Annotated in this window: 10 protein-coding genes; 8 read left to right on the forward strand and 2 right to left on the reverse strand. The window is 61.5% G+C overall.

All coding sequences use genetic code 11. The features are described 5' to 3' along the window. Positions 1-452: 452 nt before the first annotated feature. From LJE91_17305 to LJE91_17320, 4 genes are all read left to right on the forward strand, one after another. Positions 453-818 carry a Nif11-like leader peptide family natural product precursor gene (locus LJE91_17305; protein MCG6870419.1) on the forward strand — a complete coding sequence of 122 codons (366 nt, stop codon included), beginning with the start codon at positions 453-455 and terminating at the stop codon, positions 816-818. Positions 819-1,078: 260 nt separating this feature from the next. Beyond that, a complete protein-coding gene (locus LJE91_17310; protein MCG6870420.1) occupies positions 1,079-1,498 on the forward strand; it encodes a hypothetical protein in 420 nt (139 codons plus the stop codon). A gap of 4 nt (positions 1,499-1,502) precedes the next feature. After that, positions 1,503-3,749: a lantibiotic dehydratase family protein gene (locus LJE91_17315; protein ID MCG6870421.1), complete on the forward strand. Its 2,247-nt coding sequence runs from the start codon at positions 1,503-1,505 to the stop codon at positions 3,747-3,749. A gap of 71 nt (positions 3,750-3,820) precedes the next feature. After that, positions 3,821-5,275 carry an MBL fold metallo-hydrolase gene (locus tag LJE91_17320; protein MCG6870422.1) on the forward strand — a complete coding sequence of 485 codons (1,455 nt, stop codon included), beginning with the start codon at positions 3,821-3,823 and terminating at the stop codon, positions 5,273-5,275. Here LJE91_17320 and LJE91_17325 read toward each other — a convergent pair. Beyond that, a complete protein-coding gene (locus tag LJE91_17325; GenBank protein MCG6870423.1) occupies positions 5,272-6,129 on the reverse strand; it encodes a thiopeptide-type bacteriocin biosynthesis protein in 858 nt (285 codons plus the stop codon). The genes LJE91_17320 and LJE91_17325 overlap by 4 nt on opposite strands. 391 nt (positions 6,130-6,520) lie before the next feature. Here LJE91_17325 and LJE91_17330 point away from each other — a divergent pair, with 391 nt between their 5' ends. The 4 genes from LJE91_17330 (at position 6,521) to LJE91_17345 (ending at position 13,734) form a co-directional block, all read left to right on the forward strand. After that, positions 6,521-7,507: an NAD(P)/FAD-dependent oxidoreductase gene (locus LJE91_17330; GenBank protein ID MCG6870424.1), complete on the forward strand. Its 987-nt coding sequence runs from the start codon at positions 6,521-6,523 to the stop codon at positions 7,505-7,507. A gap of 3 nt (positions 7,508-7,510) precedes the next feature. Beyond that, entirely contained in the window at positions 7,511-8,875 is a 1,365-nt protein-coding gene (locus tag LJE91_17335) for an MBL fold metallo-hydrolase (GenBank protein MCG6870425.1), read from the forward strand. A 426-nt stretch (positions 8,876-9,301) separates the two neighbouring features. Beyond that, a complete protein-coding gene (locus LJE91_17340) occupies positions 9,302-11,767 on the forward strand; it encodes a tryptophan 7-halogenase (GenBank protein MCG6870426.1) in 2,466 nt (821 codons plus the stop codon). 59 nt (positions 11,768-11,826) lie between these two features. Further along, positions 11,827-13,734, forward strand: coding sequence for a RiPP maturation radical SAM C-methyltransferase (locus tag LJE91_17345; GenBank protein MCG6870427.1), 1,908 nt, complete (start codon positions 11,827-11,829; stop codon positions 13,732-13,734). A 118-nt stretch (positions 13,735-13,852) separates the two neighbouring features. Here the strand turns inward: LJE91_17345 and LJE91_17350 are convergent. After that, positions 13,853-13,960: M23 family metallopeptidase (locus LJE91_17350; GenBank protein ID MCG6870428.1), on the reverse strand; the 108-nt coding region annotated here is incomplete at its 5' end.

A 13,960-nucleotide genomic window follows, 5' to 3' on the forward strand; every position in this document is an offset into this window, starting at 1 on the left:
CCTGTCGTCGCGCCTTGATAACGAACGATCCCGGCGCGGCGCTGTCCCTGCTTTGCTTGGGCACCGGTCTTGGGCTTCCTGCCCAAGCCGTTCACTGCTTCGCAGCTCACCCGGCGCGATCTGGTATGTCATTTTCCGGCAATCGCCTAAGTATCAGCACGATGCCGAGCTTTCCCGACTCAGGCAAGTTGCAGACCAGCGCGTCAATGTGTCACTGATAGTCGCGTTTCGAAACTGGCGCGAGAACCATGATGGTTGTGTGACGCGACAGGGTATTGGTGGCAAACGAAAGCCGAGGTGATGCGAACGTAGAAATCACAGCGGGCAGATTGTTGCGGATCTTGCACATGTGGTTTACTGTCAGCGGGTGAGAATGGCGCGACCACCGCGCCCCAATGAGCAATACACCGGGCCGTATGGCCGGGTAACCCAGAAAGGAAGGAGGATCGGACATGTCAAAAGAGTCATATATAGACTTCTACGAGAACTACCTGAACAGCTCCGATGGTGAGGCCCTGCAGACAAAACTGAATGGCGTCAAGGATGGGGACGAGTTTCTGGCCGTCGCCACCGAGGGTGGTAAGGCAGCCGGCTTTGACTTCAGCAAAGATGAGGTCCGGGAGGTCATGAGGGCGGCTGAGGCGCGCATGGCGAAGGAAGCGGCCGAGGCCGAGGGAGAAGAACTTTCCGACGAGCAACTCGAGAATGTCGCGGGCGGGGCTTTCTCGCTTTCGTCTACCTCTTTGAAGATCAGTACGATGCCGAGCTACCTCGATTCAGGCAAACTGCAATACAGCACGGTCATGTGCCCTTGGTAGCCCCTTTCCGAAGAAAGTCCACGGGCGGATCCCGGTAGCGCGATCCGCCCGCACGATTTTCGTGCCAGGCATTTGGTCGCCTACGCGCGTGACGCAGACAATTGCGGCAAGAGTATGTCCTTTGTGTGCCTCGTACGGGTCTGCAAGCCGTCGCGTAAAGGCATTTCCTGATGATGGCAAAAGACAACGCTTCCCCGACCCGGTGAACCCTGCAGTTGAGGGGTAGGGGGGCGACAACAGGTCGAAGGATGGCGATTGCAATGCCAACCCGCCCGAATGATCCGAACGCAGATACCACCGAACCGCCCGCGGATACCGAACTCACTGTGCTTGCCAGGCGGGGCGGGAACGACAAGGTCATAGAGAAAAAAGTGCTTCTCGCCCAACTTGCCACGGAAGAGGCGGTACGGCTGGGTATTGTCCTGGACGACGCTCAGATACAGGCACTCGCGGATCAATACTGTCGTGAACTGGGTCTGCTCGATACGGAGTCGATCATGGCCTGGTTGACGAAGGCCGGGCTCACCAGGGAAGAATTTCATGCCGCGATCGCGGATTTTGCGGCTGTCTTGGCGGTGCAGTCGCATCACCAGGAGCGCCTCGGGCGTCGTCTCGAACTCCATCGGCGTCTCCTGTCCGCAAGAACCCGGCACCTGACGGAAAAGTCGTCCCCCCGGTGATCTCTTGAAGCTGGCGCCTTTCGGAGTCATGCGGGCTGCGGTATGGCCTCTGGAATGTCTGGATGGTTTCGGCAATCCCGACCTGAATGATCTGGCACAGTCCGTCGTCGGGAAAAGGCCGCACGCGAAGTTCGAGCAGGAGTATCACGCCACGATCGAGCGTGAGCGGTCCCATCTCTGGGATCGAACCCGAAATGATTCCCAGTTCAACAAGGCGCTGGCGCTGTCGAGCCTTTCCGCCCACGCCCGTATTTCCTCATCGGCAACCCGTCTCGGCGGACCGCGTAACCGCGCGATGCGACTGGCCGAATCTACGCTCTACCGGTATCTCGCCCGGGCGGCCGGCCGGTCGACGCCCCATGGACTGTGGGCGGGTGTCACGGAGGTCCGATTCGGCGACCGAACCGAGGTGCAGACCACCACCGCGCCCTGCCGTTTCGCGCCCGATCTGCGGCCGTTTCAGACGCTGGTTCGCGGCCTGGCCGAGCGTCCCGAGTACCGCTATCGGGCCAGTTGGCGTCTCAATCCGACCCTGCGGGCCGATCCCCGTGGCGGCTGGACGTTCCTGGGGCGCCAGGCCGATGGCCGCATCGAAAAGCGGTTTCTGGAACCGGATCCGATCGTTTCCAGGGCTCTGGAAGGGCTCGCGGAAACCCCTCCCATGGCGCTCGATCGGCTGGCGGCCGATGTTGCACGACGAGAGTCCTGGCCGGTCGCTTCCCGTCGCCGCTTGCTGCACATGTTCGAAGCGCTTGCCTCGGGTGGCGCGCTGGTCGGCGGCATGGATCTTCCGGCGAAATTCGGGACCCCATGGGAGGCGCTGGAAGATGTCTCGAAGCAGCTTGGGGGCAAGGAAAGGGCGGCCTGGGCGGCTGCGACCCTGAGGCTCGAAGACCTCTGCGGGAACCTGTCGTCAGACGCCGTGTGGGCGTTTTCGACGGACGCGTTTATCTCACGCCTCGTCGAGGTCGGGGACTGCGTGGCTGCGCTGGCCCGTGCGCTGGATCTGTCGCCAGGTGTGCCGGCCACGCAGGTACTTCGCTGCGATCTGCATCTGCCATGGCGTATTACACTCGACGGCTCTCAACGCGATAGCCTGCACACCGCACTTGTCGACTATGAAAGCCAATGGTTGAGAGGTGCGAGTCCCGACGCCAAAATGCGGGAGTTGATGCGGTCCTCACTGGCGCGGCGGCTGGCGGGCGGCCGGTCCCTTGGCGAGAGCGTGGAACTGCTGGCGCAGGAGCCGCGGTTGTCAAGCGAGGTTTGGCCGCACTGGGAGGAGGTGGTCGAGCCGGGCGTCCGGGCACGGCTTCGCCTCTGGGAGACATCTCTCGACAAATCGCAGCCCGAGGTGAGTCTTGCGCCTTCGACCGAATCCGTCGCATCCGCCGTTGCTCCAGCCGGCGCCCTCTTTGCGGGGCTTTCCGGGGACGACGGGATTTTCGTTCGCAGTGTCGCCGATATCCCGACGCTGGGCAGCGCCCGCTTCGGTGATGTCCTGAATGAGCCGGGGCTGAACCGTTGGATTCAGGATCAGTTGGAACAGAGCATCCGGGACAGTGGCATCTCGCTGGCGGAACTGCGGATACCCTTCGAGCCCAATCCCAATGTGCTGGCCAGCCCCGTCCTCCTGCCCGATGCCATCGAACCCTGGGGGGCCGATGCCGATAGCCTGCCATTGCGGGGGGCGGTGCTGGATGTGGACGGTTCCAGCGGTCGTCCCGTCCTGCGACTGGCGGGCAGTGACCGACCCTGGGCCGTGCTGTCGATGGGGGCCGCCAATTTACAGGCGCATGATCCAGTGGCAAGGTTGCTGCTCATGACCGGATTCCATGAATCACCGGGGCGAAATCAACGGGCGGTCGACGTGCCGGTAGCCTCCGAACTTGCCTCGCGCAGATTCACGCCGCGAATCCTGCTGAGGCACGGTGCGGTACTGCGTCGGCGCAGATCCCTGCTGTCCGGCGAACTGGCTGCATTGGCCGGGGCCCGGGGGATCGAGCGATTCCACGCCTGGCAGGGATTGGCGAGAGAGTTGGACTGGCCCGAGGAATTACTGGTGTCTACGGGCGCTGGCGAAGCCATACGGATTCACCGCGACAGCCCGCTGGCGGTCGAGGCAGCGTTCAAGGGGATATGGCCCGATTCGCCGTATCTTGTGGTTGAGGAAGCTGGTGTGGATCGGGGGCTCTCCATCCCCGGTATGGGAAATCACGTTGCGGAGCTGGCCATACCCTTTGCACGCTGACCCGATAACGTCTTCAAGGGCTCGTGAACATAGAAAATAGACCATCGGCGCTCCCCTTGCAGACCGGCGCCGTGAAAAATCCGATCGCGCGGCGATCGGCGACCAGAAGGCTCAACCCGAAGACGGGTCTGATCGTAACCTACAGTGACGATACCGCCTTCGGCAGCACCGTATCCGGCCGTTGTGAATGGGGATTGCGGGAGCGCTATGCCGATCTGTATGCCTACCGGAAGGAACACGGTCTCGCCCGGATGGTGAAGAACGCCACAGAGGTCCTGGGCCGACTTCTCCCCCGGTGCCTGGAGGGTCTGTATACGACACCGGGCCGCCTGCGCGTCGATTGGCTGTATCCGGATCCGACCCTGGTCAGACCGATGGCGTTGCATGTGGTGCGGAACATCTCCGATGTCCTCGCGAGGATCCCGCTGTCCGGGACGCTGACCGCGGACCTGGCGCGCTATCTGGGAGACTGGGAGGTCGGGTCGAAACCGCCCGGAGCCAGGGAGGCGCGCGAGCTATGGGACGCCCTGGTCGAAGCGGGAGCGCTGCTGGATCCTCGGGAGCAGGACCTGGTAAGCGCCGAACGGCGTCCCGGCGTGAATTTCGTCGGTCATGCAACACTGGGTATCGACGATGGCGACAGCCGGCTCCTTATCGATCCTTACCTCGTGCCGAAATCTAGCCTCTATCCCGTCGAATGGCAACCCCCCTCGCTTTCCGGGCTGGGCCGTCAAGATGCGGTCCTGGTCACGCATTCGCATCCCGATCACTTCGATCCCGGCACACTGTTGCGCTGCGGCGCGGACACGCCCATTTATGTTCCCGCCGTGGAACGGGAGTCAGTGCTCGCCATCGACATGGTGGCGCGGTTGCGGGAGCTCGGTTTCAGTAACGTACACGGAGTGGAAGACTGGAACGTATTCTCCGTCGGTGGCATTCGGGTGCGTGCCATGCCGTTTTACGGCGAACAGCCCACCGTTGGCGAACGGCTTCATCCGGAGATCCGCAATCAGGGGGCTACCTACCTCGTGGAGGCCGCCGGAAGCAGACTGGCCGTTCTGGCCGATGCCGGTTCGGATTTGTCGGGTGACGTCAGGAACCTCGCCTCCCTGGCGAGAGAGGAGCATGGCCCGATCGACATTCTGTTCGGCGGGTACCGGGGCTTCGGCCTGTATCCGGTGCAGTATGTTTTCTCTTCGGTCAGTCGCTACCTGCCGTTCGTTCCGCAGCAGAACTGGGGGGAGCGTCAGCAGATCATGTGTGATGCAGACGATCTCATCGATGCCGCCGAGCGCTGGCACGCAGACAGGGTCGTCCCCTACGCGGCGGGCGGCGCTCCCTGGTTCTGGTTGCGCGGGCTAGGGCCGTGTCTCGACGGGTCCATGCCGAACGCGGTTTCCACAGACCTGCCGCCGGAGTACGTGGCGGAGGTCGCCGCCCGGCGGGCATCCACGCCTACCGACGGTCCCATCGCTTCTCCGGTAGCCGTGGAACCGATGCGCGTGGGGGATTCTCTTTATTTCTAGATGGTCCTAGTCGGGTCGTCGCCGAGCGCAGCCAGTACACCGCCCACCAACGGTGCGGACCACTCACCCGGGAAACCGTGTCGGTTCAGCGAAAACAGGGCAACCGTAGCCGCGATATCGGCAACCGGTTGTTCAACCGCAGTCTTCGATTCGAGCGCAAGAAGTTCCCGACTGAACAATTCGTTCGATCGGGCATAGGTTCGCAACGCCAGGCTCTCTGAAGCCGCGAGTTCCTCTCCGAGCGCGAGGGCATTCAGGGTGCCGGGTAACCGGGGGGAATATGGGGCAGCGGTGATGCCACCCTGTCTTATCAGCCTCGCCAATCCGCGCCAGCCCTCGATGACACGCTCTGCGCCACAGCAGCACAGAAACAGATGATGCAGCCTGGCGGGCAGCAGAACCTGCGGTGTCACCAGGCGTTGCCCGCGTTCGTCGAGTTCATCGAGAACAAGCCACAGGGTGCTGTCGACATCGAAGCTGGCGTGGACGAGCGCTATGGCCGCCGGCCCTCCGAAGCGGTCCTGTTCCGGTTCGTATTGACCTGGGGAATACCCGGCAATTCGACCGTTGTCCAGCAGGGTTCGAAGCGCGTTTTCGAGACCGCCTGCCGCATCCCCATTGTCAGGGCGCAGCATGAAGCGCAGGCGCACGTCAGGCGGCTTTCGCATGAAGAACCACCCGTGCAAACGATTTTCCAGACGCCATTGATCCAGGAATGGTGCAAGTTCACGGAACATGGCCCTGGCGCTGGGCAGGGCGTCGCCATTGGCCCGTGCCAGCGCCACGTTGACCTGCAGCCAGCGTGCATCGAAGGGGGGAGAGCGGAAGCTCGCTTCCGGCAATCGTGAGAGCACGTCCAATGGTTTTACGGGTTTTCTCCTATGTGGTTTGTTATCCAGGGCTTTAGGCGATTTCTGTCAAAAGACATACCATCCTGCTTGTCTTTGTCGTCCGTCCTCCGTGTTGCGACAACCGTTCCATCGTTCGACGATGCGCCTGTCGTCGCGTCTTGATGACGAACGATCCCGGCGCGGCGCTGTCCCTGCTTTGCTTGGGCACCGGTCTTGGGCTTCCTGCCCAAGCCGTTCACTGCTTCGCAGCTCACCCGGCGCGATCTGGTCTGTCATTTTCCGGCAATCAATCGCCTTACGGGGGACGAACGCTGAAGGGTATTGTCGCCCTCATCGCACGGGACATTACCTGATCCTTTCCATTACCATTAAGATACCCGAGTTGTCTCGAGTGATGGGCGTTATGGACTACGACATCATCGTGGTAGGAGCGGGGCCGGCTGGGCTCACCGCCGCCGTGCGTGCCGCATGGCTCGCCGCGCCCGCCGCCACCTACAAGGCCAGCATTCTGGTCCTGGAAGCGAGCGACCAGCCGGGCGGGTTGTCGCGATGGCAGCCGCTGGTCATCAACACGCCGGGTGTGTTCTTCACCAAGCGCGAGCTGAAGGCGCTCATCGGGACGGGGGAGCATTTTGGTGTCGAGATCCGTTTCGAGCAGGTGCTGTCGCTACGTCAGGGGGAGGACCGGGTCTTCGAGATCGAGACCTCGTCGGGTCGCTACCGATCCCTCTCCGCCATCGTGGCGACCGGATGCAAGCTCGGATATCCGGGGGAAAACCGACTGTTTCATCGCAGGCGGATCCTGTGGTTCGAAAGCAATGCGGCACTGGACTACCTGCTCGACCAGCTGGAAGCCGATGAGGACATACAGACCATCTGTCTGTGCGGGGCGGAAGGTGTCGCGGCGACCCGGAGGCACATCGGCGCGACAAGGGCCCTGGATATCCGGACCTATGCCGAACCCCCGTATACCGGGGAGATCCCGGCAGGGATCGAACGGGGTCGCCTCGTTCACCTCGGCTTCAACCCGCAACGACAACAACTGCAACTGCGTTTCGAGCTTACCGACAGCAGCACTGACGAGTTTTCGGTTGACGTCATGATCGTGGACTTCAATGCCTATGAAGCGACTGCGACCTCGACCCGGTTCCTGGATGCAAGCGTGCGCAAACAACCGAACGCCTTTCTCGATCCCGATCGTCGCATGGCGACGGGAACGCCCGGACTGTTCTCCGCGGGCGATGTCAACGGTGTTCCGTTCTGCGTGGCGAAGGCAATGAGTGACGGTGTCGTGGCCGGATATTCCGCCTACGAGTACGTCTGTATGCAGCGTACCGGCGAGAAACCGAATCTGTTTCCCTACTATCCCTACGAAATCTGAGCCATGCGCGTCTCGATCATCGCGCATGCGAGTGTCCTGATAGAACTGGGCAGGGACCGGATTCTGATCGATCCGATCTTCGCGGATGTGTTCGCAAGCAGAACCCTGTGCTTCCATCCCCCGCGTTCCCTGGACGCCGGGGCGTTGATAGACACGGCGACCATTATCGTCGTTTCGCACATACACCTCGACCACTTTCATCCCCCGACGCTGCAGCGATTCCGACGCGACCTGCCGGTCATCGTGCCGCCCCACGACTCGCTTGTCAGTGCCGTCAGGGCGCTGGGATTCACAAAGGTCTTTCCTCTCGAGCCCTGGACCCGATACGAGACTGCGGACGGACTGATCATCGCGACGCCCTCGGATTTCGAGCTCGAAGAACTCGGGTTGATCGCGATTCAGGGCAGGAACAGCTACTGGCACATGTCTGATGCGATCGTCACAGAGTCCGTCGGAAGGAAGGTCAAGGCGGAAGTCGGTCCTGTCTCGCTGGTATCTGCAAAGTACCAGCCGCTGAGAACCCTGATCGGTTATCAGCGCGGACTCCAATCCATGATGCTCGACCGCGACGAGCTTGTGGATACTTTCGAGGCTGCCTGTGCCGCCGATCCCGCCTACATCTTTCCCTACTTTTCCGGATTTGCATTTCACGGCAAACACGCCTGGGCGAATCGGCACGTGGCGCCCTACGGCGCCGCCGAGGTTGCCCGGTTACTTCGCCGGCGCCTTGGCGACGGTGTGACGATCGATACCATATCACCCGGCGACGAACTGAGGATCGAGGGTCGATCAATCACCAGGTACCCTGGCGCGAGTGTGTTTGCGAGACCGGAAACGGGTCCCGAGGTGCAATGCTGGGAGCCCATCGACGATAGCACGCTCATCGGTCTGACCGACCTGCAGGATAGCGAATGGTTGGCACAGGCGCTGCGCGATCTGCTGTTCCGCGAGGTGTTGCCCTGGGTATGGCTGCATCTGCAGGAAGGCACCGGAGTGTTCGATACCTACCGCGATTTTCAGGCAGTCTGGCGGTGCACCGTACATCTGGGGGAGGGTAGACGTCTGCATCATTCGGTCGACTTCCGGGATCGTGAGCCTCTGGCTTATTTCGATCATGCCCACCCCGACTCGAACGTATTCAGCCACATCAGCGGCCTCAACCTGTGGCAGGTTCTGCGTGGTCTGAGGAGTGCGGAGGTGTTCTGGATGGCGGGTGGTTACCGGATGTATGAAAAACTGCTGCTGGTCGAGAACGGCCGGTTTCGCGAGCCACCCGTCCAGGGATGGGAACTGTTCGAGCGATTGCCCGATCCGGTGACGCATTACCTTCGCAAGGCCGGCAGGAAAGGGTTGCAGTCGAACGGGTGACGAGGTGTGGCCTGATCCGGAGCGAGGTAACCGGAGTGAGGGGATATCCAGAACGATCCATCGAGATTGAGGCGATTTCTGTCAAATGGCATACCACCCTTCTTGTCTTTTCGTCCGTCCTCTGGGTTGCGACAACAGTGACATCGTTCGACGATGCGCCTGTTATCGCGCCTTGATAACGAACGAAAATCCGGCGCAATCTGGTATGTCATTTTCCGGCAATCGCCTAGGCAGGTCGATCCGCGCATGATGACCAGCTCTGCCAGTTCCGATTCGGTATACCCTCGTCTTCGAGTCGGTTCACAGCTGCTTTTGCCCGACGGTGACCATATCTACTGTCGTATCGGCGATCGCACCCTGTCGATGTCGGGGGTTTCGCCCTCGATCGTCAGGGACATCGCCGGGTTGTGTAATGGCGACAGGTCGGTGGCTCAGATCAATGAGGCACTGGCTCTGCGCCATAGCGCCGCGTCGGTATCGTCGGTGCTAAGTGTGCTTTTCGAGGCCGGAATACTGGAGGATGGCTCCCCGGAGGCCGTGTCAGGCGGGCACGGGGAGGTCCGCAGTGGGGTCGAACACAGGTTGGCCGTGTTGGGAAACCGAAAGCTGCCCGGACTTCTCGATGCCGCCTTTGAAGCAGCGGGTTTCCGGAATCGGCGAATCGTTCGCTTGCGTGGTTTTTCGAGCTGTGAAACACCAGAATTTCTGGCTCGGTACGCCGATCGGGTCGTATCCGCAGCCGACTTCCGGGAGATACCGGTGGAGCGTCATGACGAGAACCTCGGGCTGGCGACTCCGGAAGCGCTGCGGGCCATTCTTGCCGGTGCGGATTTCGCCGTTTGCGCCCTCGAGGGTGTTCCCCACCAGGCACTGTTCGACATCAATCGCGCCGCGATTGAGACCGGCACTCCCTGCCTTTTCGTCACCGTCTCCGATCGACAGGCAGTGATCGGTCCCAATGTCATTTCCGGTGTAGGGCCCTGTTTTCGCTGCCGGGTTCTGGCAACCGATTCGCTTGCGGCCGGTGCGCCGGAACTGTTGTCGGTGATGGAGGCGCCGTCGGCCTCGGACCGTGCGGGGCCTTTACTGGCGCAGGTAACTGCGGCAGTCGTCGATGAGGCACTGGCCACATTCGGCAGCCCGTCCACGCCAGCCCTGGTCAGCGCGACTCTCATACTGGAACCCGGCCGCCCCCCGAGGCGTGACAGCCTGCTTGCCGAGGGCGCCTGCCCGGACTGCGGCGATCCGCATACCGTGCCCGAAACCCCGCTCGCCCGGTCCGCGTCGGCGCTTGCGGCGGAAGAAATCGTACAGGTCTGGCAGTCGTCGCCCACCGCGCCCCCGGCGAGCGCTGCGGATGCCTACCGGCGAGTCGCTATCCTCGGTGGCGGCACTGCCGGTTACATGACGGCGCTGGCCCTGCGCAAGGCCCGTCCCGAACTCGGTATCACGGTCATCGATTCGAGCAGTATCCCGGTCATCGGCGTCGGCGAGGCGACGACACCTGAGTTTGTCCGTATGCTGCACGCACCAAGATTTCTGGGATTCGATGTCGCGGACTTCCACCGCCGTGTCATGCCGACGTTCAAGCTCGGCATCAGTTTCCAGTGGGGAGCGCCGGCCCCTTACGGCTTCCCGTTTCCGTTTCAGCGGGGGCGGTTGCCGGAGTCCCTGGTCTACGAGGAATCCCTGGACAATCAGTCGATCGGTGCCATGCTCATGGCCAGGCAGGCGGCCCCGGTGTTTCGTGACTCACCTGATCAAAAACCGCGTTCGCTGCTGCACCGGATACGCTGGGCCTACCACCTCGACAACCGGCGCTTTGTCGCCTACCTGCAGCAGCAGGCACGCACGGCTGGTATTGCTCACCTGGACGCCGTGGTGAAAGACGTCGATCTCGCCGGAGATGGTGTGACGGTAAACGCCATACGTACCCGAGACGGCCGCTCTCTTAAGGCGGATCTCTGGGTGGATTGTTCCGGATTTCGCTCACTCCTGATGGAAAAACAGTTGGGCTCCGCGTTCATCGACTATTCGAGTACGCTGTATACGGATTCGGCCGTCGTGGCGAACGTCCCCCAAGCTGGTACGATCAAACCTTACACCCATTCACAAACCATGAACGCAGGCTGGTGCTGGACCATTCCGTTTGAGGATACGGATCACAAAGGTTACGTTTTCTCGTCGTCTTTCCTCGATGAGGAACGTGCCGTGGAAGAGATGCGAGCGGCGAATCCCGACATGGAGGCCCCCTGGACGGTCCGCTTTCGCAGTGGCCGTCATGAAGATTTCTGGAAGGGGAATGTGGTCGCGCTGGGCAATTCCTATGGTTTCGTCGAGCCGTTGCAGTCCACAGCGCTGCATATGCTGGTATTCCAGATCGAACTGCTCACGACACATTTCCCGGCCTCGAGACAGGACCACAGCTTAAAGTCTGCGCTCAACAGAAAGGTCGGTGAACGTTGGGACGCCCTGAGGTGGTTCCTGGGGGTGCACTACCGTTTCAACAAGGCGCGTGATACCGCATTTTGGCGTGCGGTCAACGAGGAAGTCGATATTTCGGGAGCCGAGCAACGGGTCGCGCTCTTGCGAGAACGGGCGCCCCTGTCCTACCGGCCGTCGTTTCACTATCGCTTTTTACCACCGGAATTCTTCTCCGACGACCACGCCTTCGACTCGATGCTGATGGGGCTGCGTCTCCCGTTCAGGCGGATAGAGACGGCCAATTCTCGCGTGGACTGGCAAAGGCACCTCACGGGCCTGGAAACACTGGCGGACATGGCCCTGCCGCATGCAGAGGCATTGCGCTGGTTGCGCGAGGAAGGAGAGGATGCGCTGTCGATGCTTACGCAACAGCCGGATAGCTGGGTTCAGTTGTGGTATCCGGTCTGAAATCATCCTGGAATCCTGGAGTCCCCGGCCCGACCGGTTCCCCCGGAGAGGAGATCGAGATGGACATAAGTACTCGGAAGTCCCGCGAACCTCTGGTCCTTGTCGTTCCACCGGTGTTGCACCCGATGATGCCGCCGCTGGGCGCCAATCTGCTGGCCCCATCCTGTATCCGGGCTGGCGTCCCCACCCGGATCGTGGAAGCCAATATCGCCTTTGCCGCGCGCGTGGGCTTTCAGAACTGCAGCCTTTTCGCGGCCTCGCCACCTTTCCGGTTAATGGGGGAAGCCTTGTTTCTGGCCGCCGCCTTTCCGGACCGATCGGGAGAACATGCACGCATTCTCGAACGCCTGCGAAACGAGGACGGACCGGGAACCGTAGCCATTCAGTGGCAAGTCGCCCCGCTTGACGATGCGATCATCAAGCACTGTCTGGACGAGATTCCAGGGTTTATCGCCGACACCGCGGAGCAGATCGTTGAATCAGGCGCGAGGATCGTCGGGATGAGTTCCATGGGACAGCAGACGCTTGCGAGTATCGCGATTGCCCGTGAAATCAAACGCCTGAATCCGCGGATCGTCACCGTCATCGGAGGGTCCAACGCGACCGAACCGATGGGGAGCGGGATTCTTGCCAGCAGCGATGTCATCGATTTCGCATTCTCCGGTGAGTCGGATATCGAGTTTCCAAAATTCTGCCGTGCCTATCTCGACAATGGCGAGCTTCCGCAGCAGCGTGTTGTGAGCTGTTTACCCGTGCAGGACATGGACAGTCTTCCCGAACCCACCTACGACGCGTACTTCGCCGCCCTGGAACCAGTCCGGGATAGCGATCCCATGGCGAAGCATGCACCCAACAGTCTGTTGTTCGAATCCTCCCGGGGCTGCTGGTGGGGAGACAAACACCTCTGTAAGTTCTGCGGTTACATTCCGCCGTCGGTCGGCAGGTATCGGATGAGGTCGCCCGAGAAGATCGTGGACGCCATAGAGAACCTGGTGCATCGCTATGGCGTTCGCCACATAAGGGCCAGCGACGCCATCATGCCGGCCCAGTTTCCCAAGTCCGTCCTGCCACTGCTGATCGACCGCGGGATTGAGTGCACGCTAGCCTACGAGATCAAATCCAATCACAGGGAAGACGACCTCGATGTCTGTGCGCGCGCGGGCATCGATGAGCTGCAACCGGGTATCGAGACGCTCTCGAGTCATGTACTGACCCTGATGGACAAGGGCGTAACGGCACTGGACAACGTACGCCTGCTCCGCAATGCCCGGTCGCGGCGCATCAACATCATCTGGAATTTTCTCTCAGCGATTCCGGGCGAATCCCGTCAGGACTACGAAGCGATGATGGAGCTCATACCGCTGATAGAGCACCTGAATGCACCGGTCCGCTACGGCCCCATTCATGTATCGCGCTACAGTCCCTACCAGCAACAGCCGCAGGCATACGGCATCACGAACCTGCGCGCCATGCCGGTATACGTCGAACTGTTCGGCGACCAGGCGGACAAGGTATGCAGCAACTTTGAATCCGATTACGCCACGGAGGTCATGTTGGATACCGCCCTGACGGATCGCTTCGAGGGAATCGTCCTTCACTGGACCGGCGCCTGGGAAAGCGGTGGCGCCCACCCCTGCCTCGAACTCCATAGACTCGACGACGATTGGGCATTGATCCGGGACACGCGGGCCGTTTCGAAAGTCCGCTGGCAGCTGCTGGAGCGATCGATGATCGATGCGCTGGAGAAAGTAAGAAATGCCGTCCGCCACGATCGCATCGAAACGGCCTGGCGCGACCCGATCGAACAGCTGGTGGAACGGCGGCTGGTGGTGAACTACGAGGGTCGTTTCATGTCATTGATGACCGAACCCGCAATTGGCGAGCAACTCCTTTCCGAGCGCCGGGAACGTCTTGCGGCTAGACGAAGAAACGAATCCCGCAGGCGGCTGCCCAAGGTTGCTGTGTAGCGGAAATCAAGTCGGTTCCACAGGCCTACCAACACACCCATCCGTCAGGTAGGCCACGATCCGCATGACGGCCGGGTGGGGGTTCGACTGGCCGCCGGGATAGCGCCGAACGGTACAGTCAGTGGTCACCCTGAATGGGCGGCACGAGCAGCTGCGGGTCGACGTACGCCTTGCGCAGATTCATGCGCCAGTCCAGATGCGGCCCGGTCGCGCGACCGGTGGCGCC

The sequence above is a fragment of the Gammaproteobacteria bacterium genome, assembly GCA_022340215.1.
Taxonomy (GTDB): Bacteria; Pseudomonadota; Gammaproteobacteria; order JAJDOJ01; family JAJDOJ01; genus JAJDOJ01.